This is a genomic window from Bacteroidota bacterium (assembly GCA_023957335.1).
GTDB lineage: Bacteria > Bacteroidota > Bacteroidia > NS11-12g > UBA955 > JALOAG01.
The window spans coordinates 67,092-81,835 of sequence record JAMLHC010000002.1 but is presented as its reverse complement, the minus strand read 5'-3'; the positions used below and the strand labels follow the sequence as shown (position 1 = coordinate 81,835).

The 14,744-nt window shown below is 39.6% G+C and carries 13 protein-coding genes; 8 read left to right on the top strand and 5 right to left on the bottom strand.

Annotation, left to right across the window (positions count from 1 at the left end; all coding sequences use genetic code 11):
- Positions 1 to 717, bottom strand: a complete 717-nt coding sequence (gene bshB1, locus M9892_03740) for a bacillithiol biosynthesis deacetylase BshB1 (GenBank protein ID MCO5253461.1) — start codon at positions 715 to 717, stop codon at positions 1 to 3.
- Positions 710 to 1,384 (bottom strand): DUF4294 domain-containing protein, encoded by a 675-nt coding sequence (locus tag M9892_03735; GenBank protein MCO5253460.1) that lies wholly within the window; start codon positions 1,382 to 1,384, stop codon positions 710 to 712. The genes bshB1 and M9892_03735 overlap by 8 nt, the downstream gene beginning before the upstream one ends.
- 90 nt (positions 1,385 to 1,474) lie before the next feature.
- On the opposite strand from M9892_03735, the gene prfB reads away from it, so the two are divergent.
- From prfB to M9892_03715, 4 genes are all read left to right on the top strand, one after another.
- A protein-coding gene (prfB, locus tag M9892_03730; protein ID MCO5253459.1) for a peptide chain release factor 2 occupies positions 1,475 to 2,567 on the top strand; the annotation gives its coding sequence in 2 pieces (ribosomal slippage) (positions 1,475 to 1,534 and positions 1,536 to 2,567; 1,092 coding nt in all).
- Between the two features lie 49 nt (positions 2,568 to 2,616).
- Positions 2,617 to 2,943 carry a hypothetical protein gene (locus M9892_03725; protein ID MCO5253458.1) on the top strand — a complete coding sequence of 109 codons (327 nt, stop codon included), beginning with the start codon at positions 2,617 to 2,619 and terminating at the stop codon, positions 2,941 to 2,943.
- Positions 2,944 to 3,029: 86 nt separating this feature from the next.
- Positions 3,030 to 5,381 (top strand): T9SS type A sorting domain-containing protein, encoded by a 2,352-nt coding sequence (locus M9892_03720; protein ID MCO5253457.1) that lies wholly within the window; start codon positions 3,030 to 3,032, stop codon positions 5,379 to 5,381.
- Between the two features lie 8 nt (positions 5,382 to 5,389).
- Positions 5,390 to 7,825, top strand: a complete 2,436-nt coding sequence (locus tag M9892_03715) for a gliding motility-associated C-terminal domain-containing protein (GenBank protein MCO5253456.1) — start codon at positions 5,390 to 5,392, stop codon at positions 7,823 to 7,825.
- Between the two features lie 208 nt (positions 7,826 to 8,033).
- On the opposite strand, the gene M9892_03710 is transcribed toward M9892_03715, so the two are convergent.
- Both M9892_03710 and M9892_03705 read right to left on the bottom strand, forming a co-directional pair.
- A complete protein-coding gene (locus M9892_03710) occupies positions 8,034 to 8,333 on the bottom strand; it encodes a septum formation initiator family protein (protein ID MCO5253455.1) in 300 nt (99 codons plus the stop codon).
- An 86-nt stretch (positions 8,334 to 8,419) separates the two neighbouring features.
- The gene (locus M9892_03705; GenBank protein MCO5253454.1) at positions 8,420 to 9,904 is read right to left on the bottom strand and encodes a hypothetical protein; all 1,485 of its coding nucleotides are present in this window, start codon (positions 9,902 to 9,904) and stop codon (positions 8,420 to 8,422) included.
- A gap of 35 nt (positions 9,905 to 9,939) precedes the next feature.
- On the opposite strand from M9892_03705, the gene M9892_03700 reads away from it, so the two are divergent.
- From M9892_03700 to rfaD, 4 genes are all read left to right on the top strand, one after another.
- Positions 9,940 to 10,362, top strand: a complete 423-nt coding sequence (locus tag M9892_03700) for a DUF423 domain-containing protein (protein ID MCO5253453.1) — start codon at positions 9,940 to 9,942, stop codon at positions 10,360 to 10,362.
- A 129-nt stretch (positions 10,363 to 10,491) separates the two neighbouring features.
- On the top strand, positions 10,492 to 11,148 hold the full coding sequence (locus tag M9892_03695) for a thiamine diphosphokinase (protein MCO5253452.1): 657 nt from the start codon (positions 10,492 to 10,494) through the stop codon (positions 11,146 to 11,148).
- Complete coding sequence (locus M9892_03690) at positions 11,148 to 12,158, top strand: class I SAM-dependent methyltransferase (GenBank protein ID MCO5253451.1); 1,011 nt, start codon at positions 11,148 to 11,150, stop codon at positions 12,156 to 12,158. The genes M9892_03695 and M9892_03690 overlap by 1 nt, the downstream gene beginning before the upstream one ends.
- Positions 12,159 to 12,234: 76 nt before the next feature.
- The gene (rfaD, locus tag M9892_03685; protein MCO5253450.1) at positions 12,235 to 13,197 is read left to right on the top strand and encodes an ADP-glyceromanno-heptose 6-epimerase; all 963 of its coding nucleotides are present in this window, start codon (positions 12,235 to 12,237) and stop codon (positions 13,195 to 13,197) included.
- Here the strand turns inward: rfaD and M9892_03680 are convergent.
- Positions 13,194 to 14,741, bottom strand: coding sequence for a sodium:solute symporter (locus M9892_03680; GenBank protein MCO5253449.1), 1,548 nt, complete (start codon positions 14,739 to 14,741; stop codon positions 13,194 to 13,196). The genes rfaD and M9892_03680 overlap by 4 nt on opposite strands.
- Positions 14,742 to 14,744: the final 3 nt, after the last annotated feature.

Genomic DNA, 14,744 nt, shown 5'->3' with positions numbered 1-14,744 from the left:
TTATGCGAGTTCTTGTATTTCAAAAGGAGAAGCGGCTATAAACCCTTCACCATAGGTGCAGTTTATATATCTACCCATTAACAATGCTTTGCTTGTGAGTAAATCCCAAAACTCTTTGCTCGAAATAGGGGTAACGGGTTCGTGAGAGTCAGGGTTGTAGAATTGTGTTTTATAAGCTGCTATGGCTTGCAATTTCTTGTCGTGCCATTTCGTAACATCTATCACAAAATCAGGTTTCATGAAATGATCTTGTATGTAATGAAAAATATGTTTAGGACGCCAAACTTGTTGTGATTCGCCATTATGAGAGGTTTCAATTTTTGCCAAACCGGACAAAAAACAAGCGCGAGCAACCAAATGTGCGCCTCGTCCATGGTCGGGGTGACGGTCTGACAGTGCATTTGCCAATACTATTTCGGGTCTGTATTTGCGGATGATATGGATAATTTTGAGCAAGTTTTCTTGTGTTTCTTCAAAAAAACCGTCTGCCATTCCCAGATTTTCACGTACATCAATCTCTAATATGGATGACGCTACTTCAGATTCGTGTTGACGTGTTTCAGCATTTCCTCGTGTGCCCATTTCTCCTCGTGTAAGATCAATGATGCCGGTTGTGTAACCCAATGCTTTGTGTTTGAGCAATGTTCCCGCTGCAGATAACTCAACATCATCGGGATGTGCAGCAAAAGCAAGCAGATGTATCTTTTGATTATTCAAGTTCTAATTTTTTAATGATTTCTTCTATTTCCCTATCTACGACAGGGTCAAAGGTTTCTTTGGTGGATGCTCCATACAAATTTGCCATTGTATTCCAAAACAAAGGTTCGAAAGTGCCGGCATAGGTAGTCAAAATATTCCAAGTTGTTTTGCCGGTTTCTCTGTGGATGAGTTTGAGTAGTATTTTGCCTTGTGTTACGGTCAAGTTTTTGAGATCGCTCATAAATTCCTCTTTAATGGCTTTCTCACATTCACTGATGTATTTTTTACGCGCACGTTTGGATTTTATCATACTCAGGTTGTCTTCCATCATTTGCAATCTGAAGGCGGCAAGTTTAGCATAAGGCAAAGCAACTTTGACATCACGCACTAATTTTTTGTATCTCTTAATTTCCTCTGCACTCTGTAGGGATTGCAAATACACATCGTTGAATAAATAAACCGGAATAGAATCCCCATCAACAACTTCATAGCCGATTTTGACTGCATTGCTTTGATTGTGCGCAGGACGGGAACTATCTTGTGCCTGAATGCGTGTGCGAACCGTATCTTTTGGACTTATCTTGGGTTTGACAATAGAATTGGAACTTTGTCCATTTGTATGTAAAACAAAACTGAAAAATAGTGCGAGAATCCCTGATTTGATTAAAATTCCTAAGTTATTCATACCCTGATTTTTTTGCAACTGCTATGCCATTAAACAGCATGGCAAATTTATGCAAACTAGCGGTTATCTTTGCCACCCTAAAAACAGAACATGAATACAGATCAATTTAAAGATTTGAAGGGCAGACAAGAAGCCTTGAGGAGGTATCTTTAACATCGAAGAAAAGTTAGCACTGATTGCAGATGAAGAGAGCCAGACTCTTGACCCCAATTTTTGGGATAATCCGGACAAGGCTGAAAAACATTTGAAAATTATAAGAGAGAAAAAAATATGGACAGAAGCCTATCAAGAAGTTGAGAATTCTGTCAATGACCTTGAAGTGATGGGGGAGTTTGTTGCTGCGGGAGAAATGACCTCAGATGAATTGGATGAGGCTTATCGCAAAGCACTTGTTATTGTAGAGTCTTTGGAACTCAAAAATATGTTGCAGAACGAGGAAGATACATTGCCGGCTATTGTTACCATCAATTCGGGTGCCGGAGGGACAGAAAGCTGTGATTGGGCGGAGATGCTCATGCGTATGTATATCATGTGGGGCGAAAATCATAAAATGAAAGTTACCGAAATGGATATTCAACAAGGTGAGGTTGCCGGTATTAAATCCGTTACGCTCAAATTCGAAGGCGATTTTCCTTACGGCTATTTGAAAAGTGAAAGTGGGGTTCATCGCATGGTGCGTATTTCTCCATTTGATTCCAATGCACGCAGACATACTTCTTTTGCTTCTGTTTATGCCTATCCTTTGGTGGACGATAATATTAACATAGAAATTAAAGACAATGATATCGAGTTGCAAACATCCCGTTCCGGTGGAGCAGGGGGGCAGAATGTCAATAAAGTGGAAACCAAAGTGCAGATCACACACAAGCCCACAGGGATTGTGGTTGTGTGTCAACAAGCACGCTCTCAATTAGAAAACAGAGTACTTGCTATGCAAATGCTCAAATCACAACTCTACGAAGCGGAAATGCGCAAACGCAATGAAGCAAAACAAGCAATAGAAGATTCTAAACTCAAAATTGAATGGGGGTCTCAAATCAGAAACTATGTGTTTCATCCTTATAAATTGGTCAAAGACGTGCGTACACAAGAGGAAACATCAGATATACAAGCTGTAATGGATGGTGAAATAGATGAGTTTGTCAAAGCTTACCTAATGATGTTCGCGGGAAAGAAGAAATAGTAAATACTTGTATTTCTTTAGTCATACTCTCGTCAGTCCGAGTAAAACGGTGCTTCGAGTTCGCTCAATAGCGGCTGCTGAGCGAAGTTTAGCGGTCGCTGAGCGAAGTATAGCGGTTGCTGAGCGTAGTATAGCGGTTGCTGAGCGAAGTTTAGCGGTCGCTGAGCGAAGTATAGCGGTTGCTGAGCGTAGTATAGCGGTTGCTGAGCGTAGTATAGCGGTCGCTGAGCGTAGTCTAGCGGTTGCTGAGCGTAGTCGAAGCACCGCTGTTTATTTTTATCCTCCAAAAATTTGTTTTTATCAAAAAAATAGTTTTAACTTTGAAGTTCATTTAAAAAAATACCGATATGAAACAATTATTACAAAATCAGAGTAAAGTGTGTTCAGCGGTGTTACACACACACACACACACACACACACACACACACACACAGGGTCAATCGTAAAAAGGCTATGCTGTTGATGGGCATATTGACCTTATTTTCGGGACTGTCGTGGGGTCAGTTTATGAGTGGGTATCCGTCCATGACGCGTGCTAATCCGAGTTCAGGCGAATGGTATGCGGACGACAACCGTGCACAAGTAACCACGATTACGGCATGGGGTGCCAATATGAAGCTAAATCTGAGTAATATTTCAGGTTCATTTTCAGCATCCAACCGAGCGATAGTGATTCAGATGATAGGCAGTTCAACTTATATTGGTCATTGGGAAGAAGTAGATATAATCAATGTCAACCCCTCCGGAGATGAGTTAGAGGTGAGTTTGCTAAGCCGAGGTTATTCCACAGCAGACCCTAACGACCGAGTACAAGTCATTCAATTAGAGCAATTTGGGGATTTGACATTAGATAAAGTATTTGTTAAATGTCATCCATGGGATGGCAATACCGGAGGAGTATTGGCATTAAAGACAAATAGTATTACCATGAAGAGCTCTGTCATCACAGCCGCTGGTTGTGGATTTAAGCCGGAGGATGGTTATAGTTTTGGTAAAGGAGGACAAGGTGCACCCGGAGATATTTATTATGACGGAGTAGGAGGAGGGGAGTCAGCTCAATACAATGAACCTTGTTTAGATCCGGATCCGTCACCCAATAATAAACATTCAGGTAATCAAGGAACAGATGGAGATCCGCAGGTATCGAGTTCTGTTATATTGCCAACACCTGCTAACGGAATGTACACAACTTACCCTGTACCGAGCGCTTCGACTGGTATAGCCATCATGGGCAATGCGGGTTATATCGAAACCGGCATAAACAAAGGAGGTATTGGAGGTAACGGAGGGGGACATGGAGGCACGGGAGGGGGGACTAATGCACCGACACCCGTATCAGGTAATGCAGGTTCAGTGGGTTCGCAAGGCGGTAAAGGAGGCAATCAAGGTAGGGGAGCCAGAGGAGGAGGTATCATACTGCTCAAAACCAAATATATAGAAGACGGAGACTTAAAACAACGAAACATATCAAGGTGGTTAGATGTATCCGGTGCGAATGGAGAGAACGGAGAGCCCGGATTGGTGGGGGGGGACCCCGGTGCAGGTGGTTTTGGAGGATTCGGAACTATTATTGGAACTGATGTATATTATTCAGGAGGAATGGGTGGCAGCGGAGAACCCGGAGATGCAGCGGGAGGTGGAGATGGCAGCTACGGAGGCGCACCCGGTACCATTCAATTGGCAGGTAATCCCATCTTAGCGGGAAAATCGCAGTTTTTTGAAAATTTTGGCGTGCCCTTTGACTCTAAATGGATAGGAGTTTCGCCTGGAAAGAATGGAGTTGGAGGTAGAGGGGCATATAAACTCACGCCCATCGACCCTTTAATTCAGTTGCCAAGCGGATTAGGCGGAATATATGAAGAATGTAGTTTAGGAGGGGGAGGTGGTAACCCACCACCTGCTGATTTTTATACTTTTAAATGCGACTGCGATTCAGCGATGTATCCGTTTACATTGTTTGATAATAGCATTCCTACTTATCACGTAGATCCTAATAATTCCCTTATATTTGAAGATCTTACAAATGTCCCCGATTGGAAAATTAAGTATGACAAAGACAATGGTAAATTAATCAGTATAGATGAAGTAAATAAAATCAAGTACCATTGCCGTCTTCATTATAAAGGCGAAGCCACGGAGATTATAAATGCCATAGCAGGTTTGGGTAAAAGGTCCCGAACAAATCAAAATATCAAATTGCCTGCAATTAAAGTAACAATCACAGCGGATCATTTTACATATATTTTTTTTGATGAAGATGGAAATACATCCATTGTATATGAATCAGATCTCTCAGACCTTGACCATTTAATTCAAAAAATTGATTTTGATGCGGAAGATGGCAGGTATAGTGCCTCTTATTCAAGGTGTAATCCACTTAATCCTCCATCCGAGGATGTGAACGAGCCAACTACACTTGATGATCCTATTATGGAGGACTCAGGACCTGATGGTAATACTCCAAGTGGTCATGTCGGCTATGGACAATTCTATGATCACTATGGATTTGACTTTAACTCATCCTCTATGATTCCTGATAACAATCAAAATAATACATCAGGCATCAATATTCGCCATAACTCCATTACCAATGAGATTCGTGTAGCGGATGACTTATACAGTAATCCGGATGTTGAGGCAACTAAGGTTAGTATGCAGTGTGAGATATATGATTTGAGTGGCAGGTTAATCAGCAGCTATACTACTTTTGAACCGAGCATACAGATAAATACCCGAACCCTGAGTGTCGGAGTCTATATTCTGAAAGTAATAAAGGGCAGTAGAATGGCTACAAGTAGAATAATCGTTGAATAGACATTAATATGCACTCGATTTTGTTTACATACCGCAAATTGTATTTTTTCTTATTATTGTTGTTTGTACAGACAGGTTTGAACCTGTCTGTACAAGCGCAATCCAAGCCTAAAAACTTGGTTCAGAACGGTAGTTTTGAGGAGTTTCCGGACAGCCATCCCTATAAGACAAAACCCAAGGAATTCTTTGACGTTGATACGAATTTGACTAAATATTATGAACGTCAGTGGTATCAGTTTCAGATAGATTCGTGTTATCATTGGAACTCATGTATGTCAACTGAAGGCGGTGATAGAGATGGAAATTGTTGTAATAGACATCATCCAACAAGCCCATTCTTGGATGTAAGAGATAACCATTCCGGCTTTTTTTTCAACTATTATACACTCAAGAATGATTTTTCTTGTAAATTACTTTGGCGTTCCCAAGCACCAAACCAAGGTGATTATGGTTTTCAGGATGTTTTTCAAAGGGATTATTATATTTATAAAAATTATAATAATCTTGATTTTGATTACCCTCTGAGATATGCTTTACCAAAAGATACTCTAAACGGTAAATATATTGCGTATATAGCTTTAGAAGATTATGCATGGTGGGTAGCTTACTATCCTCTCTGGTACACAGCTACTTCTCATTTTGGTTATATTACCAATGACTTGAAACAAACCTTAACGGTAGGTAAGAAATATAAAATAGGTTTTTTTGTGGGAGTCAATAATTGGATAGATACCTTCAATCTACCTCAGGATCCCGTCAAGTATATAGACTATTCTAAACTTTCAACTAATAAATATATTAGAGAATCTCAACTCAGAAGAATCTATACGTTTTCGCCCATACAGCAACCGGGTAATTACACCTCTTACCTAACAGATGGGTTAGGTATTTTGCTTTCTACCCCTGATATTGCTTGTGTTCAAAAAGGGACAGGAATAGCTTTCCGCTCTCAGAAGCCGTTTGATCCTCAACCAACATATTCACCTCAATTCAGGATTCCCCGTCCACACATGAGCAAGGGGGAGTGGGTAGAGTATTCATGGGAGTTTGTGGCAGACAAACCTTTTACCAAACTCACTATAGGTAATTTTTGGGATACATCCCAACAGACTATGGTTAGGTGGATTTTTGATGCATTTGGTGATGAGTATTTCAAAAATGATACAATAAAACTTCCTGTTTTTGATGGGCCTGCTATACCTATACCTAAGGCAGCTTATAATTCATATTTCATGCATGTTTTTATAGACAGTGTTTATTTGTATGAGATAGGGGGGTATCTTCCTGCGGATACCGTTGCTTGTTATGGAAGCCGGCTTGAGTTTGAGGAAAATTTGGGCAGAGAAATCACTTGGATACGGGAAGATGGCAGCAGTGAACAAAGCCGTAAATTTCAGATGACGGTTACCAAACCAAAAGAGATGATAGTGGGCATCATTGACGGAGAATATGACACAATGTATGTTTTCGGCAAGTTTGCTCCGCAATATGAACTGCGGCACACCGACAGTCTTTGTGCACCGGCAGGGAGACCTTTTAACAAGTTGCTGGCAATCGCAAACGAACCCAAAGTCCATTACTCATGGAACCAAAACGGAAAAATGCAAGACAGTAGCTTGTTTGTAAGTGCAGATACGGGGATGGTTGAGCTAACTCTCACTGATAGTGTAGGCTGTGAATATGTTTATCATATTCCATTAGAAGAATATTGCCCTTGTGTTATTCTTCCCACCGACACGATGATATGCAAAGGCGCATCGTTGAATATCCGCGACTATTATGGCAGGGCAATAGACTGGGCAATAGATGGAGTGAACCAAGGGAACTCAATCTCACTGACAGTAAAACCAAACAAATGGCAAACGACCATCACGGGCAGTTGTGACAGTATAAGTCAAAGCATGCAGCTTTATATGAAAGAGCCGGCTCAAGTAATTTTGACCCACACCGACAGCATGTGTATCTGGACAGGTAAGCTATACAACAAGCTCAACCTTCGCTCGGAAGAATCCATCATCGGAGTTTGGGATTTCAATGGAACAAGCTACACGGGTTTATACTTTGAGAGCATGGATACGGGCATTGTGTATTACAAAGCCATAGACAGCTTAGGCTGCGAGACACACGGAGCGACATATTTGGGTGAATACTGCCCTGAGTTTTCGGATATGTGTGCATTCCCGAGTGCATTCAGTCCCAACGGAGATGGTTTAAATGATGTATTGACGATTAACTGTGTAAACATCAAGAGCTTTAGGGCAACGATTTTAGACCGCTGGGGAGAAGTCATAGGCATGAGCAGTGATGCAGGTCATGTTTGGGACGGTACATATAAAGGTCAATCCGTAGCAGCAGGAGTTTATGTTTTCCTGATAGAATACGAAGTGTATTTAGAACCCGGCAAGAAGTATTATTACAAAGGGACATTGACATTGGTGAGGTAGTGCTTCGACTACGCTCAGCAACCATGCTTCGACTACGCTGCGGTTGCTGAGCGTAGTCGAAGCGCCCGCTGCTTCAAATCCGCTCAATAGCGGTTGCTGAGCGTAGTATAGCGGTCGCTGAGCGAAGTCGAAGCACCGCTGCTTATTTTTATCATCACAATAAATTTTGTTTTATTTCAACACTCTCTTGAATTAGAAACAGGGTGATTTATTTTTTCTTTTCTTCCACAATGATGAATACATCTTCATCATCCTTTTTCATCAGGTATTTCTCGCGGGAAAATTTTTCAAGATTTGCTGAGTTGGAAAAAAGATATTCTCTTTGTCTTTTGGCACTTTCTATTTCATTTTTATAGAATTCATTTTCTTTATCCAATATATGAACTTCATTAGATATCTTAGCCAATGAAATCAAGCTGTTGAAGTCAAAAAAGGTAATCCAAATTCCATACACTCCAATGAGTATGAAATACCGGTATTTGAGCCAAAAATCCTTGTCTATTTTCACACTTACAAATCTATAAATAGAACCAAGCTATCTATTGTAGTTTTACACACAAAGTGTTTAAAATTCTAATAACTAAAACACTTGACTTAATGTCTGTCATCAATTTTGGAATTACCAAACCCATAAGACAATCCAAAGTAGTAGTTAAAACCTTTGAAAGAAGAACGGCTAATGGAAGTGATAATATTATCTGTTCCAAAGAAGAAAGGACCTAAGCGTAGAAAAGCACCTATGTTGGCATTGCGATAATCATTATACAAAGACATTGGCACAGCAACTTCTACTCCTTTCATTTCAAATCTTGGAACGAGTGTAAGAGAAGACGGCTTGCGATAACTTACCGATTGTTTCCCTCTCAAGCTCTGAGAAATCTGAGCTCCGATATAGAATTTAGATATAATTTTCAAATCACCATGAAGCATGAGTGTGGTAGGGAGAGTAGCTTTGATTGTATTTGATTCTGTAACTTGAAACATGGCTTTGGTTAAACTATCCATATAGTGTAAACCTCCTTCCATACCGGTTGACCAAGCTTGCGCAAACTCAATACCGGGTGTCCATGTTTTAGGGGTTGTGTTTTGGAGATGTCTTGCAATAACACCTGTGTTGTATGTGATACTACCCATATCTTGCAGGGCAATACCTCCTCTGAAGTAGTATTCAACATCCGGTATTTCAACATAGCTGCCGATTCTGTGATTGGGCTTTTTTAACTCCATATATGCTGAAAGGTCAAAACCGAAACCGCTTCCTGCAGGTTTGCCATTCATAAAATTGATGGTGTTTAAGTTTGAATAAAAGGATGGCTGTACATACCCATATTCAATATCAGTTTTGCCAAAACTTACGGAATCAAATCCGTTTACTTTAAAAGAAGTGCCATTGTTTTTTACATAACCGGTACCCATTCCCAGTAGGTATTTGATGTTTGCACCAACACTTACAGTCATGTACTTGTTGTGAATCAGTGCGGCTGCTCCGCCAATCCCAATTTCTGAAAATGAATTTAGGTTGATAGAAAAGGAGTTATCTGAAATTTCATCACCAAATTTGATTTCATTTGGTGGGTTATAAATGAAGTTTTGAGTGCTGTCAAGTCCATATCTGAATATTCTGGCAACTTCTTCGCTCATACCAAAGCCTTGCAAACCTATTCTGGTGCGGGAAAAGAAGCCAACAGCAAATCTTCTGTCATAATTATACATTGAGGCAGGACCCCTGTTTTCAATATTGAAATCAAAGTTTTTTGGATTGCCGTCTAAGTTTTCTTCAAACCATTCATTTTGGAATTTTACTCTCCCTCTGCTGTCTTTATATTGGCTTGGCACAGTGCCTCTTACCCATTGGGTCATAGAAAAAGGAAGTTTATAAGTAAGATAATTATTTTCAAAATTCATTCCCATCGAAAAACCGTTGACACTTACCATAAAAGGAGAGGAAACCGCCATTGCTGTATTGGAATAAAATGCATTGGCTCCGTTGTAATTACTCTGGTTCATTCCCGACCAACTTTGTGCGTAAAGATGACTGTTAAAAAAGGATAATAGAAAAACGATAGCTACTAATCTCATAAGATGTTTAATTTCGCGCAAAAGTAACTCTGTAAATGACGGATACATCTTATAAATATTCACAGTTGCAAAAATTTGCACTTACTGTAGCCTCTTTTGGTCTGGCAATTTTTGTTGTGCTTACAGCAATGGGGGCGCACGCACTCAAGGAAGTGTTGGAAAATCCTGACTATAATAGGGTGTTCTCGGCAGCAACAAGACACCTGATGTTGGGAAGTATCGGTATTTTCGTGATTGTATTGTTGTCAAATATTTTAACATTAAACCCAAAAATACCTTTGGTTTTAATGTTGCTTGGCTTGCTCTTTTTCTCGTTTAACCTTCTACTCTATTTTTTCCTGAAAATAAATGGCATTTCACTTTCATTTCTCGGCATTTTAGCCCCCATAGGCGGTATTATGTTCACAGCAGCATGGTTATGGTTTGGCATTATGATAGCAAAGTCCAAAATTAAATAGTGAGATAGAATTGAGTCTATAACCACTTCTTGCACAAGGGCGTTAATACGTTTACATTCTTTTCATATAATTACCACATACCACACTAATTCCCTTGCTTTTCCATAAGAATAACAGAATTTTGCAGATATGTCTTCGCATCTTTTTGTGAAAGAAGGACAAGAGCCTGTATTGGTGTTAGCAAACGGAATGCCTTGCAGTTCAGACTTATTGAATCAGTTGGTGGAATGGAGTCCTTCGATTATGGTGCTTGATGGTGCTTATTTCAAAGCGATGGCGCGTAATATTCGTTTTGATATTTTGTTAGGTGATTTTGATAGTCTGGGAACTTTATCGCCCGAATTACCTTTTCCGGCAGAGATAATTCACACTCCCGATCAAGAAAAAACAGACTTACATAAAGGTATTGAGTTACTCATAGAACGCAAAACACAAGCTGCTAACTTGCTTTGGGCTACGGGCGCAAGGGCAGACCATTTTATGAGCAATTTGAATGTAATGGCAAGATTCAGAAACGAAATTACACTCAAAATGATTGATGACCATTCGGTTATCTATCCAATTAAAAGCCCTTTTAAAAAGTATTTTAGAGCGGGAGAAAATCTTTCTCTCATTCCGCTCAAAGCAGTCAGGAATATTAATACCCGAAATTTACAATACGAAATTAGCCAGGGTGTTTTAGAGCCCGGAGGCAGGTTTGGTTCAAGTAACAAGGTTAAAGAAAGTGGCTTAGTGGAAATTTCTTTTGATGATGGCATCTTGCTTTTAATGGAATGTAAAGATTGATGGACAGCAAGGGATTTATAGCGTTGGTGCAGGATAGGTTGTCCGTCTTGCCGGAAGTTTCTGAATACACGCACGAATATGTGCAGAGACTTTTACACGAATTGCCATATAGAACCATGATTTATCGTTCTATTTTTGAAGAAGTATTCAAACATATCAAACTTCAAAGGACAGAATTAACAGTGGTTGACTACGGAGGAGGCACGGGTTTGCTGTCTTGTTATGCCAAATGGATTGGAATTGGCAATGTGATTTATATGGACATATTTGAACAATCTTGTCACGATGCGCAAAAGATTGCCGATAAGTTGGGTTTAAGAGCAGATTCTTATGTACAAGGAGACATCAACGCTTTAAACACTCATATAGATGCTCTTGTGAGTACCGATGTGATTGAGCATATTTATGATTTGACCGGCTTTTTTCAGTCTTGTTATCAACTCAATCAAAACCTTGTTCAGGTGCATGTTACAGGTGCCAATCCTTATAATTCCATTATTCGCAAACGCTTGATGGCATTGCAAATTAGAAACGAAAATGAGTTTCACGCACCCCCTAAAGGAGCAAAACAAATGGATGATTATCGGGCGTATAAAAACATTAGAAAAATTTATATTCAAGAAAGATTTGGAACACAACTCACAGAAAATGAAATAAATGAATTAGTGTCTCTGACAAGAGGTAGAAATTTTGATGATTTACAAACCTTGTTGGAAACATATCTGCAAACCAAAATTTACCCTCAATCTATTTCGCATCCTACCAACACTTGCGACCCTAATACAGGCAACTGGTCTGAGCGCTTGATAACACAAGAAGAAATGGATGCTTTTAGTGTCAAATCAGCTTGGGCAAGTAATTATGAATCGCTGGGTTTTAACACCCGTCAGCCTAATTGGTTAAAGAATTTTATTTGGTCTATGTTGAATATAATCGGCAGATTGATGGGACAAAATTCAAAGCGATTGCTGCCATTGCTCAAAATCACCATAAAGACAAAAACTGCATAGCGTAAGAGCTAAAACAGCAATTTATTTTCTCTGTAAATCTCTTACTTTTGCCCGATTCAATCACCACAAGATATAAATGATAGTCGTTACAGGTGCAGCCGGTTTTATTGGAAGTTGCTTAATTACCGAACTTCAACGCAGAGGCTACGCTGACCTTGTGGCTGTGGATGATTTTTCAGTTCAGGAGAAAGCCTCTAATTTGTTGGCAGTTTCAGGTGTTCAGAAAGTAGAACGCAATGCTTTTGCACAATGGTTGCGCACCAATCAGCAGCTCACACAATTTGTTTTTCATATCGGTGCGCGAACTAATACTGCCGAGTTTGATATGGATGTGCTCAACAGATTGAATCTTGATTACACAAAAGAAGTTTGGAATATTTGTACAGAGTTTTCTATTCCATTGATTTATGCCTCTTCGGCAGCTACTTATGGGATGGGTGAAAACGGTTTTGATGATAACACTTCGCCCGAAGAGTTGACCCCTTTAAACCCCTATGGAGTTTCAAAAAATGAGTTTGATAAATGGATGTTAAAACAAAACCAAACACCTCCCTTTTGGGCAGGATTTAAGTTTTTTAATGTCTATGGTCCTAATGAATACCACAAAGGGCGTATGGCAAGCGTGATTTTGCATGCATTTAATCAAATTCAATCAACAAATAAAGTTAAACTGTTCCAAAGTCATAACCCCAATTTCAAAGATGGTGAGCAGGAGAGGGACTTTATTTACGTTAAAGATGTGTTGAATGTGTTAATTTTTATGATGGAACAGCGCAAATATTCAGGCTTGTATAATTTAGGTACAGGACAAACAGGTACTTTCCTTGAATTAACACAAGCGGTTTTTGATGCCTTAGACAAGCCGCACAACATTGAATACATTCCAACCCCCATTGATATACGCGACAAGTATCAGTATTATACTTGTGCTAACATGACTAAACTGCGCAAGGCGGGTTATTTAGAACCTTTCACAAGTTTGCGCAATGGAGCGATGGAGTATGTCAGCACATACCTGAAAGATGGAAAAAGGTATTAAACTGTTACAGTTCCTTTGCTGCGCAGCAAAAACAGACCTGCGAATGTTATAATCCCATTGACAATCAATATTTCAAAGCCAAATACATAGCCGTTAAATAATGCGCGGCTGTTGGCGTCCAATAAATAACAAATCACGGGAGAAAGAATACAAACTACCGGAATCAACGAATCTTTGATTCGAATTTTGGTTGCCAACCCAAAAGCAAACATACCCAACAAAGGACCATAAGTATAGCCGGCAATCTTGAAAAGTTCGTTAATAACAGCATCATTATTCAACACTTTAAAAACAAGAATTATAACATAGGTGAGCATGGAAACACCAATATGCACCCACATCCGTGCACTTCTGGAACCTTTGTTTTCATTAAATCCCAGAAAATCTACGCAAAAGGATGTTGTCAAAGCCGTCAGCGATGAGTCTGCGGTAGAATAAGCGGCTGCAATTAATCCGATAAAGAAGAAAATAGATGCAAGTACCGGAAGTTGATTGGCAGCAAGCAACGGAAACAACTGGTCTGTCTTGATATATTGGCTTGTACCGTCAGCAAACATATAAGTCAAATGTTTGCCGTGTGCCATCAAGTCAGGGTTATTGAAGTTTTCAATGATTACGCCTGTTTGTGTGCCATACAGATAAAGTAGTCCGCCCAACATCACAAACAAAAAATTGACGGGAATAAGTAAAGAACTCATCCAAAACATATTTTTCTTGGCATCTTTCAAACTTCGACATGTAAGATTTTTTTGCATCATGTCTTGGTCTAATCCTGTCATCACAATCGTGATAAACATTCCGCCAAAAAAGTGTTTCCAGAAAAAGTTCTTTTGGTTAGAGTCCCATTCAAAAAACTTGGAATAGTGTGAATTTTGAAGCTGTTGCCAAACCGGTACATCGCTAATCATTCCTAGCTGATTCCAGATATAAACAATAGAAATGCCCAATGCTGTCAGCATAAATACAGTTTGCAGTGTGTCGGTATAGACAATCGTGCGTATGCCGCCTTTAAAAGAGTATAGCCAAATTAATGCAATGGTAATAAAAACGGTAATTTCAAAAGGGATATGCAGATTGTCAAAAATAAAAGTCTGCATAACAACCGCAGCCAGAAACAATCTTAGCGCATTTCCGATAGAACGGGAAATCAAGAAATAGGCAGCACCCGTTTTGTATGCTACATTTCCAAATCGTTTTTGAAGATATGCATAGATTGAAGTTAAATCGAGTTTGTAGTATATAGGTAGTAAGACTTGGGCAATAACTTGATAACCAAGAAAATACCCCAACACCATTTGCATATAAGAAAAATTGTCTTTTCCGACAGCTCCCGGAATAGAGAGAAAAGTTACACCCGAAAGTGAAGCCCCAATCATGCCAAACGCAACTAAAAACCAGGGAGAGCGTCTATTGCCCCTGAAAAAAGTGGCATTGTCGCTGTTCCCTTCTGTAATTTTACCAACTACAATGAGAATCAGAAAATATACTGCCAGTATGATTGGAAAAACAATGAGGTTTATGGCGCTGCTGTTAAGAAAAATCATATA